The 25146-nt window shown below is 71.7% G+C and carries 20 protein-coding genes and 1 pseudogene; 5 read left to right on the top strand and 16 right to left on the bottom strand.

Annotated elements, in window-relative coordinates; all coding sequences use genetic code 11:
* Positions 1-161: 161 nt before the first annotated feature.
* From ACIBEI_RS00780 to ACIBEI_RS00765, 4 genes are all read right to left on the bottom strand, one after another.
* Complete coding sequence (locus tag ACIBEI_RS00780; protein ID WP_398883681.1) at positions 162-974, bottom strand: SAM-dependent methyltransferase; 813 nt, start codon at positions 972-974, stop codon at positions 162-164.
* 191 nt (positions 975-1165) lie between these two features.
* Positions 1166-1519, bottom strand: coding sequence for a hypothetical protein (locus ACIBEI_RS00775; RefSeq protein WP_398883679.1), 354 nt, complete (start codon positions 1517-1519; stop codon positions 1166-1168).
* Positions 1520-1736: 217 nt separating this feature from the next.
* The gene (locus tag ACIBEI_RS00770) at positions 1737-2423 is read right to left on the bottom strand and encodes a hypothetical protein (protein ID WP_398883677.1); all 687 of its coding nucleotides are present in this window, start codon (positions 2421-2423) and stop codon (positions 1737-1739) included.
* A 46-nt stretch (positions 2424-2469) separates the two neighbouring features.
* Positions 2470-2940: a hypothetical protein gene (locus ACIBEI_RS00765; RefSeq protein WP_398883675.1), complete on the bottom strand. Its 471-nt coding sequence runs from the start codon at positions 2938-2940 to the stop codon at positions 2470-2472.
* A 236-nt stretch (positions 2941-3176) separates the two neighbouring features.
* Here ACIBEI_RS00765 and ACIBEI_RS00760 point away from each other — a divergent pair, with 236 nt between their 5' ends.
* Positions 3177-4394 (top strand): sensor histidine kinase, encoded by a 1218-nt coding sequence (locus ACIBEI_RS00760; RefSeq protein ID WP_398883674.1) that lies wholly within the window; start codon positions 3177-3179, stop codon positions 4392-4394.
* Positions 4391-4993: a DNA-binding response regulator gene (locus ACIBEI_RS00755; protein WP_398883672.1), complete on the top strand. Its 603-nt coding sequence runs from the start codon at positions 4391-4393 to the stop codon at positions 4991-4993. The genes ACIBEI_RS00760 and ACIBEI_RS00755 overlap by 4 nt, the downstream gene beginning before the upstream one ends.
* A 13-nt stretch (positions 4994-5006) precedes the next feature.
* On the opposite strand, the gene ACIBEI_RS00750 is transcribed toward ACIBEI_RS00755, so the two are convergent.
* From ACIBEI_RS00750 to ACIBEI_RS00705, 10 genes are read right to left on the bottom strand one after another with little or no spacing between them, the layout of a single operon-like run.
* Entirely contained in the window at positions 5007-6491 is a 1485-nt protein-coding gene (locus ACIBEI_RS00750; RefSeq protein WP_398883670.1) for an ABC transporter ATP-binding protein, read from the bottom strand.
* Positions 6479-7363, bottom strand: coding sequence for an ABC transporter permease (locus ACIBEI_RS00745; RefSeq protein WP_398883667.1), 885 nt, complete (start codon positions 7361-7363; stop codon positions 6479-6481). The genes ACIBEI_RS00750 and ACIBEI_RS00745 overlap by 13 nt, the downstream gene beginning before the upstream one ends.
* Positions 7360-8313, bottom strand: coding sequence for an ABC transporter permease (locus ACIBEI_RS00740; RefSeq protein WP_398883666.1), 954 nt, complete (start codon positions 8311-8313; stop codon positions 7360-7362). The genes ACIBEI_RS00745 and ACIBEI_RS00740 overlap by 4 nt, the downstream gene beginning before the upstream one ends.
* Complete coding sequence (locus ACIBEI_RS00735; protein ID WP_398883664.1) at positions 8310-9887, bottom strand: ABC transporter substrate-binding protein; 1578 nt, start codon at positions 9885-9887, stop codon at positions 8310-8312. The genes ACIBEI_RS00740 and ACIBEI_RS00735 overlap by 4 nt, the downstream gene beginning before the upstream one ends.
* Positions 9888-9946: 59 nt before the next feature.
* A complete protein-coding gene (locus tag ACIBEI_RS00730) occupies positions 9947-10726 on the bottom strand; it encodes a class I SAM-dependent DNA methyltransferase (RefSeq protein ID WP_398883662.1) in 780 nt (259 codons plus the stop codon).
* The gene (locus tag ACIBEI_RS00725; RefSeq protein ID WP_398883660.1) at positions 10723-11955 is read right to left on the bottom strand and encodes an MFS transporter; all 1233 of its coding nucleotides are present in this window, start codon (positions 11953-11955) and stop codon (positions 10723-10725) included. The genes ACIBEI_RS00730 and ACIBEI_RS00725 overlap by 4 nt, the downstream gene beginning before the upstream one ends.
* A complete protein-coding gene (locus ACIBEI_RS00720; protein WP_398883659.1) occupies positions 11939-13030 on the bottom strand; it encodes a mandelate racemase/muconate lactonizing enzyme family protein in 1092 nt (363 codons plus the stop codon). Before ACIBEI_RS00720 ends, ACIBEI_RS00725 begins: the two co-directional genes overlap by 17 nt.
* A complete protein-coding gene (locus ACIBEI_RS00715) occupies positions 13027-14112 on the bottom strand; it encodes a PLP-dependent cysteine synthase family protein (RefSeq protein ID WP_398883657.1) in 1086 nt (361 codons plus the stop codon). The genes ACIBEI_RS00720 and ACIBEI_RS00715 overlap by 4 nt, the downstream gene beginning before the upstream one ends.
* On the bottom strand, positions 14109-15050 hold the full coding sequence (locus tag ACIBEI_RS00710) for a Rossmann-like domain-containing protein (protein ID WP_398883656.1): 942 nt from the start codon (positions 15048-15050) through the stop codon (positions 14109-14111). Before ACIBEI_RS00710 ends, ACIBEI_RS00715 begins: the two co-directional genes overlap by 4 nt.
* A complete protein-coding gene (locus ACIBEI_RS00705; RefSeq protein ID WP_398883654.1) occupies positions 15047-16303 on the bottom strand; it encodes an ATP-grasp domain-containing protein in 1257 nt (418 codons plus the stop codon). Before ACIBEI_RS00705 ends, ACIBEI_RS00710 begins: the two co-directional genes overlap by 4 nt.
* A gap of 314 nt (positions 16304-16617) precedes the next feature.
* Between ACIBEI_RS00705 and ACIBEI_RS00700 the strand changes: the two genes are divergently transcribed.
* Positions 16618-17364, top strand: coding sequence for an SAM-dependent methyltransferase (locus tag ACIBEI_RS00700; protein WP_398883652.1), 747 nt, complete (start codon positions 16618-16620; stop codon positions 17362-17364).
* A 226-nt stretch (positions 17365-17590) separates the two neighbouring features.
* Entirely contained in the window at positions 17591-18304 is a 714-nt protein-coding gene (locus ACIBEI_RS00695) for a peptidoglycan-binding protein (RefSeq protein WP_398883650.1), read from the top strand.
* 81 nt (positions 18305-18385) lie between these two features.
* On the opposite strand, the pseudogene ACIBEI_RS00690 reads toward ACIBEI_RS00695, so the two are convergent.
* A pseudogene (locus ACIBEI_RS00690) lies at positions 18386-18823 on the bottom strand (alpha/beta fold hydrolase); the annotation flags it as partial.
* Positions 18824-18889: 66 nt separating this feature from the next.
* Positions 18890-22162 carry a family 78 glycoside hydrolase catalytic domain gene (locus ACIBEI_RS00685; RefSeq protein WP_398883648.1) on the bottom strand — a complete coding sequence of 1091 codons (3273 nt, stop codon included), beginning with the start codon at positions 22160-22162 and terminating at the stop codon, positions 18890-18892.
* A 273-nt stretch (positions 22163-22435) separates the two neighbouring features.
* Here ACIBEI_RS00685 and ACIBEI_RS00680 point away from each other — a divergent pair, with 273 nt between their 5' ends.
* A complete protein-coding gene (locus ACIBEI_RS00680; protein ID WP_398883646.1) occupies positions 22436-25045 on the top strand; it encodes an ATP-binding protein in 2610 nt (869 codons plus the stop codon).
* The last annotated feature ends 101 nt before the right edge of the window (positions 25046-25146 follow it).

Here is a 25146-nt window from a genome sequence, read left to right as displayed (position 1 = left end):
CTGGCCCAGGACATCCGCCCCCGGAGTGGAGTGCTCCAGGGGCGCTGCTTTCGCCCCGCGGTGCGCGGTGCGGATGTCGGGGAGTACGGCATTGCCCGGTCAGCGGATCCTCTGGTCCGGGCAAAGACTGAGCCATGGCGGGCCCGGGGCCCGGCGGGATCCTACGGTTTGCGGCCGACGCCGCCGAGGGCGATCACCTCGGACGGGATCGCCGCGGCGCCCGGGTCGGGCCGCCACTCCGCGAGCGGGACCACGCCGGGCTCCAGCAGCTCCAGGCCCTCGAAGAAACCGGCCAGTTGCTCCGGACTGCGGAGGAAGTACGGGGCGGCGCCGCTCTCGTTGTAGCGCCGGGTGGCCTCGGCGTTGGCCTTGTGGGTGTCCACACTGTCGTTGAACGCCAGGAAGCTGCCGGACGGCAGGGCCTCCATCAGCCGGGTCACGATGGACCGCGCCTCGTCGTAGTCGGCGATGTGCCCGCTGACCTGCATCAGGGTGAGTGCCACCGGCTGGGTCAGATCCAGCGTCGTGGCCGCCTGCCGCAGGATCGCCTCGGGATCGTGCAGATCCGCGTCGATGTAGTCGGTCACCCCCTGCGGGGTGCTGGTCAGCAGCGCCCGGGCATGGGCCAGCACCAGCGGGTCGTTGTCGACGTAGACGATGCGTGCCTCGGGGGCCACGCGCTGGGCTATCTGGTGCGTGTTGTCCACGGTGGGCAGTCCGGTACCGATGTCCAGGAACTGCCGGACACCCTCTTCGCCCGCCAGATGGCGCACGGCCCGGCCGAGGAAGGCCCGGGAACCCCGGGCGAGTTCCTCGATGCCGGGGAAGAACTCACGGAACGCGTCGCCCACTTGGTGGTCGACGGGGTAGTTGTCCTTCCCGCCCAGCCAGTAGTTCCAGATGCGGGCCGAATGCGGCACCGATGTGTCGATCTTCGACCACGGGCCCGCGGGTGCGGACGAATCGTGAGCCACTGAACAGCCTCCTCAGCACGCGCCATCGCAAGTCTCACCACACAACGTAGAGCCGCCGCCCCCGCTGCCGTACGGGTTCCGGCCAAGTACCGGAGGCAAAGACCGAGCACAGCGGATCGGGAGCCGTGCGCGCGGCCGGAAGACGTGCGCCGCCTCCGTGCCGCCCGCCTCCTGTGTCTTCCCCGCGTCGCTCAGCGGAACTCGTGGACGAGCTGGATCTCTCCCACGATGTGGGCGTTGAGATCGTCGAGTTCCTCGGCCGGAACCCACAGTTCGAGGATCGTGCGCCCGCCTGCCTGCTGGACGGGATACCGGCGCAGGAAATCCGACTCGACCTCGAATCGCGTGACGAAACCGGCTCCGTCGTGCTTCACGTTCCAGTCCCGCGCGATCCTGATCGCGTAGTCCTCGTTGAGGACCGGGTAGAAGATCGGCTGCTCGGGGAGACGGGGCGGCCAGGCGCGCCAGTCCAGTTCCCGGACGAGATCCAGCTCCTTGGGGCCGACAGGGCGCCAGAGGGTCGTCGTCGCGGGCCGGCTGGTCATGAGCGCTGCTCTCCGAACGGGGGTCGCCACGGAAACGGCTGGTCAGGAGATCGAACGATAGCGGTGCGGTACGCGCGACGGCCACGTGGTTTCCAGGCACCGGCCGGTCGTCCGCCAATGGGCTGCCGCTCAGCACCGAAGCCGCCCGGCCGGAGGAGTGGCTGGGCGGCTTCGGCCTGCCGGACGGCAGTGGTCGGGAGGCGCGGAACGACAGCGGTCACAGTAGGAAGAGCAGGTGGACGGCGATCAGGACGTCCACGACTCCGCACCACTCGGCGAACGACCGGGCGACGACCTTGTCGAGCTTGAGATGGACGAAGTCCCAGACGCCGTGGAAGAACCAGCCTGCCGCGACGAGGTAGCGGCCCAGGTCCGGATCGACCGCGAGCCCGACCAGCGCGAGCGCACCGAAGGCGAACGCGCCCGCCGCCTGGACCCCGAAGGTGGTCCGGCCGTGCGGCGTTCCGCGGACGGCACCCCAGACCAGGACCGCCAGCGCGATAGTGACCAGCGCGACGGGCTGCGAGACCACGTCCTGCGCCCCGAGGGCGACCATGGCCGTCACGCCGACGCCGAGCACGGGCCAGGTCACGCGGGGTTTCCCGAGCTGGTGGATGATCACGTACAGCAGCGGGAGCAGAGGCAGGGCGTCACCGAACGCGCCGACGGTGTCGGCGGGTTCGCCCGAACCGTCGGCCGTCGTCAGGATCACGAGCGCGACGGCCAGGGCTGTCGGCCAGCGTCGCTTGAGCACTTCGACGGGGCGTCGCCCGTTCGAAGCCGGGCCGGACGGCGAACCGGAGGTCGGGGCGGACTTCCGCGTGGACGTCGGGACGGACCTCGGCGCGGACCTCGGGGTGTCGGTGGTCGCTTGCGGAACCGTGGTGGTGTGTGTGGCAGTCATGGGAACTCCAGGGCGTGAGACGGTAGTTGTACGGGCGGGGCTTCGGTCAGCAGCCGTACTCGTTCCGGCGGCGGAGCATGACGAGGAACATCAGCGGGAGCATCACGAGGTGTTCCAGGGCGACCATCGAGTCGGCGGCGATGACGTCGAGCCAGAGCAGTGGGAACAGCGCGAGCGCGGGCACGAACATCGCACCGCACATCTCCAGCGTGCTCGCCCAGCCGTGGCCGCGCCTGCGCATCCAGAAGGCCATGCCGACGGACATGTCGAACGCCATCTCCAGGGAGGCCAGTTCGGGATGCCGGCGCGCGGACAGCTCGGTTCCCGCGAGGGCCAGGACGCCTCGTGTCACCGCACCGAGGACCAGCATTCCGACGACCATCGCGGCCACCATCTCCAGGTAGTGGCGCGCGAAGTGCCGCTTGCCGCCGTGCCGTTCGGCCGGAGTGCGTCCGGAAGCGACCGGTACGGGGCCCTGAGTGTGCTGCGTCTGCCGCTGCTTCGGCCGGATCTGCATGACGGGCTCTCTTTCCGTACCGGGTGAGTGTTGCGGACGTCTCCAGACTGCGACCGGGCGAGAACCGCGCGTAGTGCCGAACCCGCATGCGGCCGCGTGGAGTTGTCACGTCCTCGGATGACATCTGTCATGCGGGAACCGGCCGCACGGCCATGCGGGAACCGGCCGCACGGCCATGCCGGAACCGGCCGCACGGCAACCCCGCCCGTTCGGCCGGCTTCGGGGACAATGGCCGGATGGGGGACGGGGCGAACGATCGTGGCGCGGGGCTGACCAGCTTCCGCCGCTACACGTGGCTGACCGTGCCGGGCACAGCCGCGTGCGTGCAGTTCCTCTTCGTCGGGGAGTGGATCCTCGACGAGGACGTCGAGGTGTGGGCCCGGGGCCCGGCCGCCGTCGCCCTGGTGGTCGCGGTAGTGGCGAGCGTGGTGCTGCTGGGCCGACGGCTCGCGCTGTTGCCGGTGGCCGGGACGCGCTCGGGCAGGCTGCCCATGGCGTGGCTGATCGCCGCGTGCGCGGCCGGTGCCGTGCTCGCGGTGTGTCCGCTGGCCGTGCGGAACTACGGGTTGTGGGCGGTGGCGCCCGCCATGGTGGTGGCGATCGTCGCGACCTACCTCGCACCGAGCAGCAGACGCCCGCTGATCGCCTGCGCCGTGGTCCTCGCGGCGCTGCCCGGCGGTGTCGTCAGCCTGGTCGCCGGAGACGGGGAACTGCTGTACGCGACGCTCTTCCCGCCCGGACTGGTCGCGTTCACCGTCTGGGTGGTGCTCGGGCCTCTGTGGGCCTGGGACACCGCGCGCAGGCTGGACGACGCAAGGCGGCTGGAGGCGGAGGTGGCGGTCAAGGACGAGCGCCTGAGGTTCGCCGCCGACCTGCACGACATCCAGGGCCATCATCTCCAAGTGATCGCGCTGAAGAGCGAGTTGGCGGCGCGGCTCGTCGAGGTGGACCCCGGTCGTGCCGCCGCGGAGATGAAGGAGGTGCGTCGGCTGGCCGCCGACGCCCTCGGCGACACCCGGGCCGTGGTGCAGGGCTACCGCCGCACGAGCCTGGACGACGAGATCACCAACGCGACCCGGGTGCTGGCCGCGGCAGAGATCGACGCCCGGATGACCGTCGAGCCCGCCACGGCCGTCACCGAACTCGCCGAGCCGGCCCGCCATCTCCTGGGCCTCGTGATGCGGGAGACCACCACCAACGTGCTCCGGCACAGCAGCGCACGGCACGCCGAGGTCGACTGCCGTGTCACCGGCGGCCTCGCCCGGCTGCGGGTGAGCAACGACGGCGCCTACGAGCACCCGCCCTCCACCAACGGCACCGGACTCGGCACACTCAGGGAGCGACTGCAGGCGGCCGGCGGCGAGTTGACCTGGGACCGCGACGGAGAGCGCTTCGTGGTCGAGGCCGCGCTGCCGTTGAGACCGGGGAACACCGGGAACGGAGCGGTGAGTTGATCCGACTGCTGATCGCCGACGACGAGGACCTCCTCAGAGGCGCGCTGGCCGCTCTGCTCGGACTGGAGCAGGACCTCGTCGTGGTCGCCGAGGCGTCCACGTCCACCGACGCGGTACGGCTGGCGCGCGAGTACCGCCCGGACATCGCGGTGCTCGATCTGGAGATGCCGCCCACCGACGGGCTGCGCGCCGCCGAGGAGATCCGCGCCGAACTCCCCACCCAGATCGTCCTGGTGACCCGGCACGCCCGCCCCGCCGTGCTGCGCCGAGCCCTTGCCGCCGGTATCCGCGGCTTCGTGCCCAAGACCACCGCCGCGGCCCGACTGGCGGAGATCATCCGCGATGTCGCCGCCGGCCGCCGGTACGTCGACCCCGACATCGCCGCCTCCGCGCTGACCGAGGACGACTGCCCCCTGACCGATCGCGAACTGGAGGTCCTGCGCGCAGCACGCACCGGAGCATCGGTCGTCGAGATCGCCGCGGCGGTCCATCTGGCCCCGGGCACGGTCCGCAACTACCTCTCCGCCGCCATGTCCAAACTGGGAGCGTCCACACGCCATGCCGCGGCGCATCACGCATGGGAACAGGGCTGGATCTGACCCCCGGCGCCGGCTAACCCGGCCGTTTCTCCATCAGGATGTCCTCGGCCGCCCCCTGCTCGACCACCTCCCCGGCGTCCAACACCGCGATCCTGGAAGCGAGTCGGGCCGTGTCCAGGTCGTGGGTGATCAGTACGAGGGACAGGTCGTCGCGGTCCCGCAGCAGTCCGGCGAGCAGGTCGAGGATGCCCCGTCGGGTGATCGTGTCGAGCCCGGAGGTGATCTCGTCGCACACCAGAACCCGCGGCCGTGCGAGCAGGGCCCGGGCCAGTGCCGCCCGTTGGAGTTCGCCACCGGAGAGCCGGCCAGGGCAGCGATCGGCCAACTCCTCCGCCAGGCCAAGGCTGTTGAGCACCAGAGCCGCCTCGGCTCGCGCATCCCGAGGGGGCACCCCACGGAGCCGAACCGCCGTTCGCGCCACCTGGTCGAGCACCGGCCGATGGTCGTCGAAGGAGGCACGCGCGTCCTGGAACACATACTGCACGGCGGCCAGTTGATGCCGCGCACGGTCGCGCAGGCTGCGCGGCAGCGTGACCCCGTCGAGGAGCACCTCCCCTTCGTACGTGCGATGGAGTCCGGCCAGGCAACGGGCGAGCGTCGTCTTTCCGCTGCCCGAGCGGCCGAGTACTGCGAGGCATTCACCGGTGCGCAGGGCGAGTTCCGGCGTGTGCAGCACCTCGACATCGCGGTGCCGGGCTCGAAGACCGCGGACCCGCAGCACGGTGTGCGCGTCCGACCTTGCCGATGCGTCGCCCCTCAACGTCGGCTGCTCCGCGAGGAGTTCACGTGTCCACGGATGCGAGGGCGCGAGCCACACCCGTTCCGTCGGCCCGGACTCCACGACCCGGCCGTCCCGCATGACGAGCACCTCGTCGGCGAGCGCGCGTACGGTCTCCAGGTCGTGGCTGAGCAGGACGACGCCGACGCCCCTCGCGGCGACCGCCGCCAGCTCGTCGACCACGCGTCGCTTCGTCAGCGCGTCCAGCCCAGTGGTGGGCTCGTCTGCGACGACGACCCGTGCCCCGAGAAGCAGAGCCTGCGCGAGGACGACACGCTGCTGCTGGCCACCCGAGAGCTGGTGCGGGAAGCGCCTCGACAGACGTGCGCCATCAAGCAGTTGAGCCGCCTCCAAGGCATTCAGGACGCGCTTCCGTGCCGCGGTCCGGCGGACACGGCGAGGCAGTTCGCGCACCTGGCCACGCGCGATGTCGTACAGCAGCGCACCCACCCGCCGCGCGGGGTTGAGCACCGACGCCGGATGCTGCGGGACGTAACCGACGAGGGCCTCGTCCACCCGTACGGAGCCGGTCACCCGCGCGCCCGACGGGAATTCGCCGAGCAGCGCACGCCCGGTCGTGGTCTTCCCGCTGCCGGACGCACCCACCAGCGCGGTCACCCTCCCGGGCAGAACCCGCAGGCTCACCCCGTCGACGATGCGCCGCCCGCCGATCTCCACGGTCAGCCCCTCGATCTCCGCGACCGCGGTCAACTTGCCCACGGCCGCGTCTCCTTCACTCGATCACGCACACCGACGCCACGACGAACGACAACCCGTTCCGTAGTGACATCCCGGCCGGCGCTCAGCAGCGCGTCGAAGAGCAGATTGCATCCCATGGTCAGCGTCACGATCAGCAGTGCCGGGACGACCACGGCCCACGGCTGAACGAACAGCCCCGTACGGTTGCGGTCCACCATCACCGCCCAGTCGGCCGCGTCCGGGGCCACCCCGATGCCCAGGAAGGCGGCCGTGGCCACCAGATAGAGGACGCCCGTCAGCCGTATCCCCGCGTCGGCGGCGAGCGGCCGCAGGATCGACCGGCCGACATGCCCGACGGCGACGCGCCACCACGACTCGCCCTGCATCCGCAGCGCCTCCACCGCCGGACGCGAGGCCACATCCGCCGCGGCGGCGCGCACGATACGCGCCGCGTCCGGGATGTTGACGAGCGCGACCAGCAGGGCGAGACCGGCCGCGCCGGGCGAGAACACGGACGCGACAAGCAGGATCATCAACAGCGACGGCACGGCGAGGAGCACGTCCAGCGGCCGCATCAGCACCTCCTCCAACCAGGTCCGGTGCGTGAGCGCGCTGATCAGCCCGACCGGCAGCGCCACCAGATAGGCCAGCGTCGTCGCCGCGAGCGCCACGACCACCACGGGCCGGCCGCCGAACAGCACCTGCCGCCACACGTCACGCCCCACGAAGTCCGTGCCGAGCCAGTGCCCGTCGCCGAGCATGAACGAGGTGGCCCGCGGCCCGGGTTCACCCGCGAACAGCGGCCCGAACAGGGCAAGAACCAGCGGTACGCACACCAGCGCCGTCCCGAACGCGAAGCGCCCCGACGGCAGCCACTTCCCCCGTCTCCTCACGCGGCCACCTCCGCCCGTGGCGCGAACCGGTGGACGACGAGATCGGCCCCCAGGTTCAGCACCACGGTGATCACCCCGAAGATCACAGCCAGCCCCTGCACCACCGGCACATCCCGTTCGGCGACGGCGTTCATCAGTACAGTCCCCAGTCCGGGAATCACGAAGAGTGCCTCCACGACGATCACTCCGCACAACAACCAGTCGACGGTGCGGGCGAGTTGCTGGGCGGCGGGCGCCATCGCGTTCGGCAGCGCGTGCGCGTATCGCACTCGGGCGCCCCGGATCCCGTACCGGCGGGCCTGTGCGACATAAGGCGAGGCGAGCGCGTCGATCATCCCGGCGCGCACCAGCCGGGAGAGCGAACAGACCGGCCGGGACAGCAGGACGAGCACCGGCAGCACGAGCGCGGCCGGATGCCCCAGCAGATCCGTGCCGTAGCCGACCGCCGTCGGCGGCAGCCAGCCGAGCCGCAGCGCGAACACCGTCACCAGCAGCACCCCGAACGCGAACTCCGGCACCGCGTACACCCCGAGCGTCACCGAACTGATCAGCCGGTCCACGAACCGCCCCTCGTACCGCGCGGCCAGCACCCCGAGCCCGACCCCGACCGGCACCAGCAACGCGACCGTGAGCCCGGCGAGGAGCAGGGTGGGCCCGAAGGCGTCGGATATGTACGAGGAGACGGGCCGCCCGGATGTCAGAGAGTCCCCAAAGTCCGCGTGTAGCAGGCGAGTTGCCCAGTCGGCGAGCCGCTCGTACGCGGGCCGGTCCAGGTCCAGCGCCTCGCGGATGGCAGCGATCCGCGCCGGATCCGGCTGGTCCCCGGCGAGTGCCACCGCCGCGTCGCCCGGCAGCGCCTCGGTGAGCGCGAAGACCAGCACCACCACGGCCACGGTCTGCGCGCCACCGAGCAGCAGCCGCCGGGCGGCCCACGAGCCCAGTCCGCTCACGCCAGCCAGACCTTGTCGAACCGCGCCCAGCCGAGCGAGTTCGCGGGCGCTGTCCGCTCAACTCCCTTGACCGTACGGGCCGTTCCGATGATCCAGTCGGCGAACCCCCAGACCAGGAAACCGCCCTCGGCGTACAGTCGGCGCTGCATTCGCCCGAACACGGCGGCGCGTTCCGTCTCGTCCTTCGTGGACTGCGCCTGGTGGTAGAGCGCGTCGAAGTCCTTGTGGTGCCACTTGGTGGCGTTGGTGGTGGAGTCGGTGAGCAGCCGCTGCGAGATGTGCGACTCGATGGGCATGGCCCCCGACCGGTAGCAGCACAGGGTTCCTGAGTCGAGGATGTCCGCCCAGTACGAGTCCTTGCTGCCCATCTTCACCTCCACGGTGACACCGGCCTTGGCGGCCTGGTCACGGAAGATGCCGGCGGCCTCGGTGAACCCGGCCGCGACCGCCGACGTGTCCAGCGTGACCTTCAGCTTTTCCGCGCCCGCCTTCTTGAGGAGGGAGCGGGCCCGGTCGAGGTCCTGCTCACGCTGCGGCAGACCGTCCGCGTAGTACTCGTACCCCTTGCCGAACAGGTCGTTGCCGACCGCGCCCGCCCCGGACAGCGCGCCGTCGATCAGTTCCTGGCGGTCGGCGATCAGGAAGAACGCCTCCCGGACCCGCTGGTCGTCGAAGGGCGGCCGGTCCGTCTTCATGGCGAAGGCCTGCATGGCACTGTTCCGCAGCCGTACGATCTCGATCTGGCCCTTGCCCTCATGGGCGCGCGCGGTGGTCGGGTTCAGCTCGTGGGCGTACTCGACCTGCCCGCCGAGAAGGGCGTTCACCCGCGCGGACTCCTCGTTGGCGACGACGAACTCCACTTCGTCGAGGTGCGGGGCGCCGTCCCAGTAGGCGTCGTTGCGCCGGAAGACCGCAGAGCGGCCCGGCGCGAACGAGCCGAAGCGGAACGGCCCGGAGCCGACCGGCTTCTTGTCGAAGTCGGCGTCGGACGTCCCCTCGGGCACGATGTACGCGCCGAACGCGGCCAGCACATTGGGGAATTCGGCGGTCGGCCGCTTGAGAACGAACTCCACGGTCCGCTCGTCGACGGCCCGGCTCGCCTTCAGATCGATGGGTTCGAGGGACGCCTTTGCGCGGAACGCCTTCTCGGGGTCGGCGATACGGCGGAAGCTGAACAGGACGTCGTCGGCGGTGACGGGCTTCCCGTCGTGGAAGTCCGCCTTGCGCAAGGTGACCTTCCAGCGGTCCAGGCCCGCGTTCGGCTCCCAGCCGGAGGCCAGGCGAGGCTGGGCGGAGAGGTCGTCGCCGTAGTCGGCGAGCTTGTCGAAGAGCGCCTTGGCGCGGGCCGCGTCGGCGAAGAGGTTGGCCAGGTGCGGATCGAGCGTCTCGCTCGCACCGCCGCCCGCGAAGGCGGCCCGGAGCCGCCCGCCGGGCCGGGGCTTCCCGTCGCTCCCGCTGCCCGAGCCTGATCCGGAGTCGTTGTCCGAGGCGCCGCAGCCGACGAGCGCGAGGGCGCCCATACCCGAGGCGGCGGCGAGGAAGCCTCTACGACGGAGGCCGGGGTATTCCCGCATGACGATGTCCTTGCTGTGTGAGGTGGATGAAGCGGATGAGGCAGGGATGGGCGGTGCGGTCAGGCGTCGAGTCGGGCCACGACGTGCAGCCGGTCGGCCTCGGCCGCCGTCCCGGGCAGGTCGCCCTCCTGCCACGGCGGCTTGGTGCGCGGCCCCGGACCGTCGTGCAGCGCGAGCACCGTGAAGCCGTGGGAGGTCAGGAAGTGCCGCAGCTCCAGCGGGAGGAGCAGCCGCCATGCCGACCGCTGTTCGACGGGAGCCGAGTCGTCGTCGGCCGTCCATACGCGGGTACGCCGCAGGAGTTGCGCGGTGCGGTCGACGTACAGCGTGGTCGTCGACCGGTACGAAGTCCCCTGCCAGGCAAAGGCGTTGACCTTCGGTGTGTTCAACAGGTCGGCGCGGCCGAGGAAGTAGGCGCCGTTGCGCATCTCGGCGACGAGCAGCCCGCCGGGTGTCAGGCTCCGGCGGCAGGAGGCGAGGAAGCCGTCGAGGTCGTCGTTGGTGTGGCAGTACAGCAGCGAACTGTCCAGACACACCACGGCGTCGAAGACTCCGAGCGAGAAGTCCCGCAGATCGGCGCGGACGTACTCCGGGCCGGGGTGCCGGTCGCGGGCGTACGCCAGCATCGCCTCGGAGAGGTCGGCCCCGACGACCGTGCGCCCGGACGTGTGCAGTTGGGCCGCGTCCCGCCCGGTTCCGCAGCCCAGATCGAGGATTCTCGGACCGGCCGCGTACCGCCGCAGGCAGTCCTCGGCCCACCGCCCGGCCAGCCGCTCGGGATCGGGGAACCGGGCCTCGTACAGCTCGGGGTTGTCGGTCAGCAGATTCCCGCTCGTCATACCGTCGCCCCCATGGGCACGGGACGCTCGGGCAGCGCCTTGAGCCGACGCAGCCAGGTGACCCCGCCCGCCGACACCAGGCCGAAGACCAGGCAGCAGGCCCAGGGCAGCCAGGAAGCTCCCCGCTGGTCCCCGGTGTCCATGGCCCAGCCGACGACCGTGTTGCCGACCGCCGCAGCGATCCCGGACACCATGTAGAAGATCCCGAAGTACGTGCCGGTCAGCTCCGGCCGTCCGAATCCGGGGATCAGCTCCATGACGAAGGGCTGGGCGACCATGACGCCGACGTAGAGCAACAGGACGCCGAGGAGCACGGGCACGGCGTGCCACAGCTTCGGTGGGGCCCCCGACACCAGCATCGCTGGCAGGAAGGCCAGGCCCATGAGAGCGAGTCCGGCGCCGATGGCCTGGTGGCCGCGGTCCTTCAGGGCCCGCGTCAGGCGCATCTGCAGGGCGAGATTGGCGAGCGTGCCCACCAGGAAGACGAGTCCGGCGGCGCCGTCCCAGCCGGTGGCGCGGCGGGCGCCGTCGGGCAGCAGCAGATACAGCTGGTTCTCCAGGGTGAACATGCCGACCATGGCGAGCGAGAAGGCGAGGAACGCGCGGTTGCCCGCCACCTCGCGCCAGTCCGCGAGCACGCCGCCCGTGCTCTTCGGCACCGCCCGCGCCGGCAGCACGAGTGCCTGCGCCACGGTCAGTACCGCGAAGATCCCGGCGGCCGTGAGCGCGGAGGCCCGGAAGTCGAAGAGCAGCAGCACACTGCCGAGCAGCGGGCCGATCAGCGCACCGGTGGTCGCGAAGACGTTGAACAGCGCGAACGCCTCGGCCTTGCGCTCACCGGATTCCTGCGAGAGGTAGGCCCGCACGGCCGGGTTGAACAGCGCCCCGGCGAGCCCGCTGAGCACGGACGCGGCGAGCAGCACGCCGAGCCCGTCCCCGAGCGCGAACAGCGCGAAGCCGACCGTACGCACCGCACACCCGGCAATGATCACGCCGCGCGCCCCGAGCCGGTCCGCGGCCGATCCGCCGATGAGGAACAGCCCCTGCTGGCTGAGATTGCGCACCCCGAGCACGATCCCGACGACGGCCGCCGACATGCCCAGGTCCTCGCCCAGATGCGTCGCCAGATACGGGATGAGCAGATAAAAACCGGTGTTGACGCCCAGCTGGTTGATCAGGAGAAGCCGGATCGCCGGCGAGAAGCCACGTATCTCATGCAGCGTCTTCACGGCCCACCCGCCTCTTCCGTACGCCGAGCCCGGGCAGTTCATTCGCCCGTACGACGCCGTCGGTGCCCCCGATCCCGGCCCACGGGTCGTCGGCGAGCAGCAGATGTCCGTCGAGGTCGGCCCAGCGGGCGCGGTCGGCGAGATGCACGGCGGGCGCGAGGCCGAGCGTGCTGGCGGTGAGACAGCCGAGCATCAGCTCGGTGCCGCTGCCCGCGATCAACTCGGCGATCCGCAGGGCCGCGTACGGACCACCGCACTTGGCGAGCTTGACGTTCACGCCGTGCACCCGGCCCGCGAGACGGCGTACGTCCTCGTACGTGACGGCGTCCTCGTCGGCGATCAGGGGGAGTGGCGAATGCTCGGCCAGCCGCGCCAGGGCCTCCGGATCACCGGGTGCAACGGGCTGTTCCACGGCCTCGACACCCAACTCGGCGTAACGCGGGAGCAGTTGCAGGGCCTCGGTGGACGTCCAGGCGCCGTTGGGGTCGAGGAGCAGCCGGGCCCGGGGCGCGGCGGAGGCGATGGCTCGTACGCGGTCGAGGTCGTCCTCGGGGTCCGGGGCACCCGCCTTGACCTTGATGACGGTGAAGCCGCTGTCCGCGAGCGAGCGGGCCTGCGCGGCCGCGCGCTCGGAGGGGACGATCCCGATGGTGCGGGCGGTCCGGGCGCTCGGAGCAACCGGAGCACTCGGAGTGCCTGGAGTGCCTGGAGTGGTCCGGGCGCTCTTCGCGTCGAGCAGCCGGTGCACGGGGACACCGGACCGCTTGCCGCACAGATCGAGCAGCGCCGCCTCGACGGCCGCGGTCACCGCCGGGGGCCTGTCGCCCGCGGGCCGCTCCCGCAGCGCGCTCTCCGGGTCGCCGAAGCGGCCCAGATCCAGGCCGGCCTCGTACAACTGCCGTTCCAGTTCGGCGGTGTCGTGACCGTAGTAGATGCTGGTGACGGCCTCGCCATGGCCGCTGAGGCCCTCGTGCCCGACCGTGAACCAGACGGCGTCGCGGGCGGCCATCGTGGAACGGGATATGCGCAGCGGCTCGGCGAGGGTGAGCCGCACGGTGCGCAGGGTGGCCTTCACGGGCTCCCTTCCAAGGGGGTGTGCAGGGGGTCGGTGACCGTGGTGCAGCGGACCCAGCCGGTGGCCTCGACGGCTTGCGGATGCGGGATCTCGACGGGCCGGGTGGCGGCGTCGGCCGGGTCGAGGCCGTGGGCGGCGGCGAAGTCGTCGTCGTAGACCGTGCCGAGATAGCGGTGCGGCCCGTCGGGGAAGACGGTCGCGACCACGGCCCCGGGATGGACACGGGCGGCCCATGCCGAGACCAGCGCGACCGCGCCGGTACTCCAGCCGCCGCTGACGAAACTCCCGCGCGCGAGGCGTCGACAGGCGTCCGCGGACTCGGCCGGGCCGACCCAGTGCACCTCGTCGAAGGCCTCGTACGCCACATTGCGTGGATGGATGCTGCTCCCGAGGCCGCGCATCAGACGGGGCCGCGCGGGCTGGCCGAAGATGGTGGAGCCGGTGGCGTCCACACCGATCAGGCGCAGCCCCGGCCAGTGCCTGCGCAACGGTCCCACCACTCCGGCACTGTGACCGCCCGTGCCGACACTGCACACCAGCACGTCCAAGTGGTCGAGCTGCGTGGCGAGTTCGGCGGCGAGCGAGGCGTACCCGGCGATGTTGTCCGGGTTGTTGTACTGATCGGGCCAGTACGCGTCCGGCAGTACGGCCAGCAGCTCCCGCAGCCGGGCCAGCCGTGCCGCCTGCCAGCCGCCCACAGCCGCCGGACGGTCGACGAGTTCCAGACGGACCCCGTAGGTGCGCAGCAACTGCCGCATGGACGGTTCCAGTTCGGTGTCGCCGACCAGCACGATGGGGTGCCCGAGAGCCTGTCCGGCAAAGGCGAGACCGATTCCGAGCGTTCCCGAGGTGGACTCCACCACCGGTGCGCCGGGGCGCAGTTCACCCCGTTCCCGGGCGCCGAGGAGCATGGACACGGCGGCCCGCGCCTTCATGCCACCGGCGCCGAGCCCTTCGAGCTTGGCCCAGAAACCGGGATGGGGGCACGGCAGATCGGTGGTCACCCGGGCCAGCGGTGTGCGGCCGAGGAGCGCGAGCAGCTCGGGGTTGGCGGTGAGGGGACGCAGCGCGGCCGTTGTCACAGCGCGGCCTCCGTACAGCTGTCGCGATGTCCTTCCGGGTGGTCGGAAGGGTGGTCGGACGGGCGTCCATGTCCGTGCCCAAGTCCGTGTCCGTAGCGGTGGATGACACCCGGACCGCCGTCTAGCCAGAAGAAGGGGTACGGCTCCGCGCACACCGCGCTCACCCCGGAGCCGAGAAAACGCGGCAGGACGGCACTTCCCGTCTGCGCGAACATCACCAACTGCTTGCCGACGCGCAGGGCATGCTCCCGCAACGGCTCGAAGGACCCGTTGCCGAGCGTCATGCCGGACGCCAACACGGCATCACAGCGGTCGAGTTCGGCGAGCGCGTCCGTCACGATCGGCTCGCCCCACTCCGTCCGGCCGCCCTTGAGATCGCACGGTATGTACGGGACACCACGTGAACGGAGCGCCTCCAGAAGGGAGTTGACGACACCGACGACGAGCACGGCCTGTCCCGGCCGCACGTCCAGCAACTCGACGACGGTCTTCGCGCGTGCCCGGGACTTCTCCAGGGAACTGCCGGCGGGCAGCGGCCGGGGGAGTGCCCCGTTCTCGGGTGTGTGGGGGGTGACGTGCATCAGATACGCGTCCAGCGCCGCCACCCTGACCGGTGTCAGCGGATGATTCAGCAGCCGGGCCACGTCCGCGCCGACACAGTCGTCCACCGCGTCCTCGGAGAGCGCCCCAGGTTCGACCGCGCACGAGCCGACGGCCCGGTCGAGGCGCAGGCTGAGCACCTCGTTGCGATATCCGCCGCGGCGCCCGTCATGACGTACGACCTGGCTGGTGGTGAACGCCACGGCGATGCGCAGGGTTCGGGGGTCCGGGCCGAGCCGGCCGGCCAGGGCACGGCTCACCAGGTCGTCGTACGAGGCCGGGGGCGTCTTGTCCCGGACCGTGGGAACCGCTGCCTCCGCGCCGGCCGCCGCGCTCATCGGGCGCTCACCCGCGGCCGCAGCCCGGACAACAGCGACTCGACACGGGCACGCGCGCCGAGCCCCTCGGCGTCGCCCGCCATGACATGCCCGAGGTACTCGTTGTTGCTGCCGGCGGCCTTGACCGCTCGCCCCGGCTCGGCGAGCTGAACCTCCAACACGCCCTGGGCACCCCGCACTTGCTCGGATCCGTCGATCGCCTCCAGCGTCCCCGTGGTGTCCGGCACCAGGAAGCCGACGGCGGCGCTGCGCAGCCCTGTGTCACTCCGGCGCAGGTCGGGGGAGAGGCCGAGGGCCACGTCGACGCAGGCTGCGGCCAGGTCGAGTCCGGTGACGTGCCGGATCAGCTCGGTGATGCGGTTTCCGGCCGGGCGGGGGTTGACCTCGACGAGGCGTGGACCGGCGGCGGTCAGTTTGATCTCGGTGTGGGCGACCACGGAGTCGAGGCCGAGCGCCTTGATCGCCTGTGCAGCGGTGTCCTGGACGGCCTCCGTGTCGGCGGTCGTGAGCGCGGCCGGGAACATGTGGCCCGTCTCGATGAACGCGGGCGCTCCGCCGACACTCTTGTCGGTCACGCCCACCACATGGGTCGTACCGTCGAACGTTGCGGTCTCCACGCTGACCTCGGGCCCGTCGAGGAGTTCTTCGAGCAGGAGGACGGGCGCCCGGGCCTGGCCGCGGGCGTTGACCGGGAAACCGGCGATCGCCCGGCAGGCAGCCGTCAGCTCGCGCTCGTCGTCCACGCGCCGCACGAACATGCCCGCGCACAGGTCGACCGGCTTGACCACCAGCGGGAAGCCGAGCCGACGCGCGGCCTCCTCCGCCTCGGCCCGGTCGGCGCAGACGGCGAAGCGCGGGCCGGGAACGCCGGCCTCGCCGAGGACGCGGCGGGTCGTGTCCTTGCGGCAGGCGTTCTCCACCGATTCCGGGGTGGGACCGGGGAGGCCCAGCCGGGCGGCGATCCGGGCCACGGTCGGCAGGTAGTAGTCGCAGGACGTGACCACCCCGTCGAAGCGGAGGGCCCCGTGCAGGCGCTCGATCTCCGGCAACAGGGTGTCGACGTCGTTCGTGTCGGCGGTCAGTACATTCCGGGCCGCGAGCAGGGGGTGGGCCGTGCCCTCCGGTGCGGAGCGCAGGTAGTGGTGCAGATCGCGGGTGAGGAACGTGAACTCGTGACCGCCCTCCCGGATCGCCCGTGGCAGCAGTCTGCTCATCGACCCGACCCAGCTCTCGACCACCAACAGATGAGCCACAACTCCCCTTTCGCGCACGCCGGTTGAGGTTCCGGGCACGCCGGGGGTACCCCATGGCGGGGCGCGGACGACGTGACCGACGCACACGTTATCGACAATCATTTTCATTGTCATCTGATTGCCCGCCCTTGTTGCCGAGGCGGCAAAAATCCGTTGGACAGGGCCGGACGGGCGGATCTAGCCTCGCCCGGTCCGAGTGATGGTGTGCCTACCGAACGAGGTGCTGGAGATGACGGTCCGGATGAGCGCGGCCGCGTACGACGGGCTGCGTACTTCAGCCACCACGACCTCCTCGGACCGAAGGAATCCCAGAAGTGGATCTTCCACGTAGCTTCACCATCCGCGAGAGCGGACATCGCATTCACAACCCGTTCACCAGCGAGAAGCTGGCCATCCTGGGCCGGGCCCTCGGCCTGGCACCCGGGACGGGCGTGCTCGACCTCGCCTGCGGCAGCGGCGAAATGCTGTGCACCTGGGCGCGCGACCACCAGGTGACCGGCACCGGAGTGGACATCAGCACCGAGTTCCTCGCCGCGGCGCGCTCCCGGGCGACGGAGCTGGGGGTCACCGACCGGGTCGCCTTCCGGCACGGCGACGCGACCGGTCATGTCGCCGACGAACCCGTCGGCGTGGCGGCCTGCCTCGGTGCCACCTGGATCGGTGACGGGGCGGCCGGCACCGTCGAGCTGCTCCGGCGGAGCCTCGCCCCCGGCGGGATCATGCTGATCGGCGAGCCGTACTGGCGGCGCGAGCCCCAGGACCAGGCCACCCTCGAAGGCTGCTACGCCACCACGAAGGACGACTACCGCCCGCTCCCCGAGCTGCTCGAACTCTTCGGCCGGCTCGGCTGCGACGTGGTGGAGATGGTCCTCGCCGACCAGGACAGCTGGGACCGGTACGTGGCCGCGCAGTGGCTCAACACCCGGCGCTGGCTGGACGCGCATCCCGACGACGAGATGGCGGACGAGATGCGCGCGGACCTCGCCACCGGACCCGTACGCCACGTGCGGTACCAGCGTGAGTACCTGGGCTGGGGCGTGTTCGCGCTGATGAACCGCTAACGGGTGCCGGGTGGGCTCCGCCGGTACGACGTACTGACGTACTGACGTGCGGAGGAGCCCACCCGGCTGTCGGCTTCATCAGGCAGCCGGTCCGCGGTCCCGTCGAGAGAACCGGCCTCGTTCGGGCGGTGCCCCGCCCAGGGGCGGTCAACTCGGCGGGCCGCTGTTGAACTTCCGGGCGGGGGTACCCGTATCACTCCTCAGTACCGCCCGGAGGGAGAGCAGGTTGTCGACACCGTCCGACCCACAACTGCCACCGAACCGGTCGGCGCTGGAGCCGACCCACGTCATGCGCCGCCGCCGGTCCGGAGCCCTGTCCGAGTTGGTGCGCCAGGTCCAGGAGAGGGAACGCGACCTGGACGACGGGTACGAGGTCGTCGCGGTCCCGGGAGCGGACACCGCCGCACTGCCCCGGACGGCGGAGGACGACACCCAGGAACTGCCGCCGTACATCGGCGACTTCGACAGCTACGAGGACCACAAGGGCGACACACGAGGCCGCCAGGTCGCCCGCATGACGGCCCACGGCCGTACGTCCCTGTTCCGCCGCACGGCCGTCGCCATCGCCGCGGTGGCCGCCGCCCTGGCGGGATTCAGCGCGGCCCTGCTGCTCACCTGGGACCGCGACGCCACCGACGACAAGGCCCAGGCGCCGCCCCCGGCCGCGTCGTCGGCCCCGGCACCGTCCCAGCCCGCCACCGACCCCGACGGCGCCGGCACCCTCCGCGAGGGCGACAGCGGCCCGGAGGTGACCGACCTCCAGGAACGACTGCTCCGCATCCCCAACGTCTACGAGGGCGGCACGGCCACCGGCACCTACGACGCCACCCTCACCGCGGCGGTGGCCCGCTTCCAACTCTGGTACGGAATCCGCGGCGACGAGTCGGGCGTCTACGGCAACGACACCCGCAACGACCTGGAATCCCGCACGGCGTCCTAGAACGGGCGGCGTCCTGGAACGGACGGCGTCTTGGAACGGGCGGCGGAGCCGCTGGCTCCAACTGCCGCCCCGCGTAAGTCATACGTTGACGTCGGCCTCCTCCCAGCGGGGGTTGAGCCGGGCGATGTGTTCGCGGGTCGCGTGCTTGCCCGCGACGAACGCGGCCGCGTTCACCCGCCGGTCGGGCGAGGACGTCGCCCAGACCGGGTCGCAGTACACCGCCCGGCACGGCCGCAGCCGGTCGATGGCCAGCGAGAGCGCGAGTCCGCCCAGGGAGTGCCCGATGACCACGTCGGCCCGACCGGTCAGCGTGTCCACGAGGTCGCGGGCGAAGAGCGCGGGACTGTACTCGCCGCGAGGCGACGCACCGTGCCCGCGCAGACCCACCGCGACCACCCGGTACCCGCGCTCGGCGAGCGCCGGTCCGACCCGCCGCCAGGTGCGGGAGTCGGACATGATGCCGTGGACGAGCACGGCGCTCCTGTCGCCGGAACCCCACGTACGGGTGTTGAGCCGCACGTCGACGCCCTTCTCGGTCCGGGGCCGGCCGCGGTCACCGGCCCCCGTTCTGGCCGCCGCCCCACGTCACCCGGCGGCCCGGACCCGGGCCACGAACTCCCAGCCGCCGTGCGCCACTTCATACACCACGAAGCCCGGCTCCACCCGTACGAACCCCGCCCCGCCCGGCGCCTTCACGGCCGAGCGGCTCGCCGCGGGCACGTACACCTCGGCCGTCGAACCCACCGGCACCCGCACCGACAGCCGTGTCGAACCGTCCACGACCGACCACGCGGCCGAGGCCTCGCCACGCACCGTGCGGACCGAGGTGCGGGCCCAGTTCACGCCCGTACGGCCGTCCGGGCGGACCGTGAAGGTCCGGTAGCCCGCGTCCCCTGGGCGCAGCCCGGCCACGTTCTCGTACAGCCACTGCACGACCGTGCCCTGGAAGTAGTGGGACCGGGAGCGCGAGTCGAGCGGCCACATCTCCCACATGGTGTCGGCGCCGTTCTCGAACCAGTAGCCCCAACTCGGGTACGTGCGCTGCATGGCGATCGCGTGGGCCACCTCGGGGTGGCCCTGGGCGGACAGCTGGCGCAGGAGCACACTCGTCCCGAGCGCACCGGTGTTGAGATGGTTGCCGCGCTGCTTGATGTCGGCGAGGAGCGAGTCGACGACCGTGGCCCGGGCGCCCGGCGGGACCAGCCCGAAGGCGAGTGGAATGCAGTTGTTGGTCTGCCGGTATTCGGGGTCCTTCGCTGTGCGGTAGTGACCGTCCGGGCCCAGGAAGGTCTTGTTGAACGCGTCTTTGAGCCCGCCCGCGGCCTTGCGGTAGCGGTCCGCGACCTCGGCGTCGCGCAGCAGGTCCGCCAGTTCCGCGGTGCCGATCAGCGCCCGGTGCAGATACGCCGTCGCGGTCAGTCGGGTGTCCTCGGGCGGGTTGCCGCCGTAGCCCGGCGGCAGAAAGTCGCCCAGGGCGGTCACCGCGAGTCCGTCCTGGAGCCGGGCGAGCTCCCAGTCCAGGTAGCGGGTCAGCGGCGCCCAGTGGTCACGGGCCAGACGCTCGTCCCCATAGACGCGGTACATCTCCCGCAGCAGGAAGGGGTACACCGTCGTCCACTCAGGCGCCGGCGCGAGCTCGTTGTAGCCCCAGCCGCCGCTCGGCACGATCACCGGCAGCTGCCCGGCGGCATTCTGACTGTCCTTCAGGTCACCGAGCCACTTCGACAGGAAGCGGTGCGCCCCGAGCGCGTACGTCATGACGGGCGCGCCCAGCTGCGCGTCACCGGTCCAGCCGTTCTTCTCGTACATCGGTGTGTCCGTCGGAATGCCGTGCAGGTTGTTGAGGACCGTGCGCCGCATCGCCCCCTCCAGCCGCTCGTAGAACGGCTCGGAGCAGGAGAAGGTACCCGTCGACGCCACGCGGGTGTGGACGACACGGCCCAGCACCTGCGACGGCTCCGGCTTCGCGGGCAGCCCGCTGATCTGCACGTAACGGAAGCCCTTGTACGAGAACTTGGGCTCCCACACCTCCTTGGCGCCGCCGCCCGCGCACACGTACTCGTCTGTCTGGAACCGTCCCGGTACGTGCTCGGTCTGGGCGTGGACGCTTCCGTCGGCCTTCAGCTTCTCGCCGTGGATCAGCCGCACCGTCGTCCCGGCGTCGGCCTTCACGGTCAGCCGTGTCCAGCCGGCCATCGTGCGGCCCATGTCGACGAGGTACACGCCCTCGGTCAACTCCTTGATGGAGTCCGGGCGTACGGTCTCGGCGATCTCGATGGGGTCGTGCGGCTGCGCGCGCAGGGTGCCCTTCGGGGCTTCCTGGCGCTGGACCTTCTGCCAGCCGCCGTCGTTGAATCCGGGGCGGCTCCACGCCGCCACGGGTGCCTTGCGCGCGTCGTAGGTCTCGCCCGCGTACAGGGAGTTGGAGAGGGTCGGGCCCTCGGTGATCCGCCACCGGTCGTCCGAGGCGACCGTGGTGCGGGAACCGTCCGGGTGGTCGATCTCCAACTGGCCGAGGAGCCGCGGCTCGCCGTGCCACGGCGGGTTGTCCCAGTGCCACACGTTGAATGTCTTCATGCCGAAGAAGCCTCGGCCGAGGGTCACTCCGATCGCGTTGGTGCCCCGACGGAGGTGATCCGTCACATCGTGCACGGCGTACAGCACGGTCTCGTCGTAGTCGGTGAAGCCCGGGTCGAGGACCTGGCGGCCGACGCGTCTGCCGTTGATCTCCGCGTCGTAGTAGGCGAGGCCACTGATGTAGAGGCGAGCGCGTGCCACCGGCTTCGAGATGGAGAACTCGCGTCGCAGCAGCGGCGCCGGCAGCTCGTTCGACGCCAGGGACACGCCTGTGCCCCAAGGACCCTGCCCGTACGGCGCGAGCACGGCCGCTTCGGGCCACGCACTGTCGTCGAATTCCGGCCGCTGCCAGCCCTCCTGCTCGGTCTCGGCGGAGCGCCACCCCTTACCCGTGACCAGGTCGACCGGGTCCGTTCCGGTCTCCACGATGAGCCGTACGAGCAGACCTGCGGGATTGTCGGAGCTGCCGCGGTTCGTCGCCCGCGCGGCGACCACGATCGGCCCGGACCCGGCCGCACGCACCTGCTCGGTGACGTCGACGAGATGGCCCCGCCGCCAGGCATCGGTCTCCTCGGGCTGGTGCACGACCTGCCCGCCGTCGAGATACAGGGTGAAGTCGTCGTCGGCCGTGGCGAGCAGTGTGGCCTTGCGGATCTCCGCGCCCGCGGGCGGTGTGAACGCGCCACGGAACCAGCGGGACCCGACGGGTGTGCCCCCGGCCGACCAGATCCAGGAAGCGCTGTCGAACGTCGGCGGCTTCTGCGGGGCGGACGCACCGATCCAATAGCCCTCCCAGGCATCCTTCGGGAGCGTCGTCTCCCACCAGCGCGGAGCGCTCCACGCCGACGGTCGGCCGTCGCCGTCCCAGACCCTGACGTGCCAGTGGTAGCGGGTGCGAGGATGGAGAGCCGGGCCGTCGTACACGATTCCGACCGTACGGTCCGACGCCACCCGCCCGGAGTCCCAGACCGTGCGCCGCCCCTGACGCAGACCCTTCTCGCTCAACGCCACTCTCACCTGGTACGCGGTCTGCCGTGCCCCGCGCCCCTCGGCGGCCAACTCCCAGGTCAGTCTGGGCTTTTCGACCTCGGTGCCGAGCAGTGTCTCGGCGTACTCGACGGTCGTGCGCTCGATCCGCAGGCGGCGGGCCCCTGAGGCGTCGGCGCCCGTCCCCGCCGACGCGGCGGCGGTCTCGACGGCCCCGGAACCCAGAGCGGCGGAGGCGCCCGCTCCGGCGACGGACGTGCGGAGGAAGGCGCGGCGATTCCAACCCTTGGTCATCTGGGGCCCCTTGGTTGCGTACAGGCGTGCATGGATGCGGGTGACGATGCGATGCGGGTTTTGAAACGATTCATTTCGACTGTGGACGATCCTATGCAGAGCGGCTGCCGGGCTTCAAGAGGCGTGCATGGTGTGGCCGTCGGTGCCGCTGGGGGGTGTGAGGTCGCGGACCGGTGTCTCCGGCCGGGCCGGAAGGCATGGCCGCCCGCGTCCCCGCACGGTGAAGTGGGTCGGGACCGACCGGAACGGCCCGGCGCGTGCCAGAATCACAGCGTGGATTGGGGGATCCTCGAACGAGACGACGAGCTGGATCAGCTGGCCGTCGCCGCGCGGGACGCGGCCGACGGAGCCGGGTCGGTGGCGCTCGTCTTCGGCGAGGCGGGTATCGGCAAGTCGAGCCTGGTGAAGGCCATGCCGGCCGTGCTGCCGGAGAAGGCCCGCGTCCTGGTGGGGGAGTGCGACGACCTCGCGACGCGACGGCCGCTCGGCCCCTTCCGTGACCTCGTCGGCAGCGTCGGCGCCGAACTGGCCCGGGCCCTCACGACTGGCGGTGACCGGCCCCGGGTGTACGACGCCCTGCGGGCCGAGCTGACCGCGGCCCCGCACCCGGCGGTCCTCGTCGTCGAGGACGTGCACTGGGCCGACGAGGCCTCGCTCGACGCCCTGCGGTTCCTGGTGCACCGGGTGGAACGCCTCCCGGCCCTCCTGGTCCTCACCTACCGCGACGACGAACTGGACCGCCGCCACCCCCTGCACCACCTCCTGGGCCAGGTCTCCCGGGCCGAACGCGTGCACCGCCTCCCGCTGTCCCGCCTCTCCGCGGGCGCCGTGCGGCAGCTGAGCGCGGTCAGCCGCCTGGACCCGGCGGAGGTGTACGAGGTGACCTCGGGCAACCCGTTCTTCGTCGCCGAGGTCGTTGCGGCAGGCGGCACCGGCGGGGTCCCGCCGACCGTCGTCGACGCCGTCCTCGCCCGGCTGCGCGGCCTGGACGACCGCACCCGCGACGCGCTGGAACAGCTCGCCGTGGTCCCGTCCGCCGTGGAACGGCCCCTCGTCGACGCGCTGTTCACGGACGGCGTGGCCGAACTGGCCGCCGCCGAACAGCGCGGACTGCTCACCGTGACACCCGAACGGGCCGGTTTCCGCCATGAGTTGATACGCAGGGCAGTCGCCGACTCGCTGCCCGCCGCACGCCGCATCGAACTCAACCGTCACGTCCTCGCCGCGCTCGTCGCGAAGTCCGGCTCCGACCCGGCCCGCGTCGTCCACCACGCGGCGGAGGCCGGCGACCAGGAGGCCATCGCGCGGTACGGTCCCGACGCCGCCCGGGACGCCTCCGGCGCGGGCGCACACCGCGAGGCCGCCGCCCATCTGCGGCTCGTTCTGCGACAGCGCGACCGCTTCGAGGCCGCCGAACTCGCCGATCTGCTGGAGCGGTTCGCCGTCGAGAGCTACACCATCGCCGACTCCGCGGCCGCCGTCGACGCCGAGCGGGACGCGGTCGCGCTGCGCCGGTTCCTCGGAGACACCCGGGCGCTCGGCGCCGACCTGCGCTGGCTGTCCCGTATCCACTGGTGGGCGGGCAACGCCGACGAGGCACAGAGTGCCGCGCGCGAGGCCATCGCCGTACTGGAGGAAGCGGGCGATGACCGGCTGCTCGCGCTGGCCCTCAGCAACACCTCGCAACTGCACATGCTCTCCGAACGCTCCGCCCTGGCCATCGACTTCGGCGAGCGCGCCATCGTCCTGGCCCGCCGCACGGGCGACGACGCGATCCTCGCCCACGCCCTCAACAACGTCGGCTCCGCCCGCTGGCGCACCGGCGACCCGCTGGGCCGCGCCCAGTTGGAGGAGAGCCTGAAGGTCGCGCTGGCCGCGGGCGAGGTCGAGCACGCCTGCCGCTCGTACGCCAACCTCATCTGGACCCTGCTCCAGCGCCTCGAGTTCACCGAGGCCGACCGCTTCCTGGCACCCGGTATGGCACTGGCGGACCGGGCGGAACACGTCGGCTTCCTCAGCTACCTTCATGTCGCGATGGCACTGCGCCGGTTCGCCGCCGCGGCCTGGGACGACGCCGAGCGGCACGCCGAGATCGGCGCCCACGACTTCGTGCCCGCCCGCTGCCCCGCGCTGACCGTGCTGGCCCGGGTCCGCGTCCGCCGCGGCCGCGACGGCGGGGAGGAACTGCTCGACGAGGCCTGGGAGATCGCCGTACGCACCCGCGAACTGCAGCGCACCGGGCCGGTCGCGGTCGCCCGTGCCGAGGCGGCCTGGCTCCGGGGCGATCACGCGGCAGTGGTCGCCGTCGCCGGTGACGTCTTCGCGGAGGCCCGCCGCCTGTCCGCCATGCCGCACGTGGCCGAGTTGGGCTACTGGCTCACCAAGGCCGGCAGTCCCGTACCGGCGGACACCTGGGACCATCCGTACGCGCTCCAGGCCGCCGGACGCTGGCGCGAGGCGGCCGAGGTCTGGCGCGCGGCCGGCTGCCCGTACGAGGATGCCGCCGCCCTCGCCGAGAGCCCGGACCCGGACGACAAGCTCACGGCCCTCGCCGGTCTGGACGCGCTGGGCGCCGAGCCCCTGGCACGCCTGGTCCGCGGCGAACTGCGGCAGCTCGGCGTGCGACACATCCCGCGCGGCCCGCTCGCCACGACCCGCGACAACCCCGCCGGCCTCACCGAGCGCCAGCTCCAGGTCATGCGGCTGCTGGCCCAGGGCCTGACCAACCCCGAGATCGCCGAGCGGCTCGTGGTGTCGGTCCGCACGGTCGACAACCACGTCTCCGCCGTACTGGACAAACTCGGCGCCCGGACCCGCCGGCAGGCCGCGGCCCGCGCCACGGAACTGGGCATGCTGCGGGGCCGCGAGACCAAGGGGTACTGACCGCGAGCGTTGTTGACAGTGGCTGTGCCGGGTGAGCGGGACCGGGGCCGGACCCCGCCTCGGGTCCGACCGCACCGGGTCCGACCACACCGGGATTTCTG

This window comes from Streptomyces sp. NPDC050988 (assembly GCF_044456225.1).
In the GTDB taxonomy this organism is placed as follows: domain Bacteria; phylum Actinomycetota; class Actinomycetes; order Streptomycetales; family Streptomycetaceae; genus Streptomyces.
The sequence above is the reverse complement of the archived record's forward strand: the minus strand, read 5'-3'. Positions and strand labels throughout refer to the sequence as shown.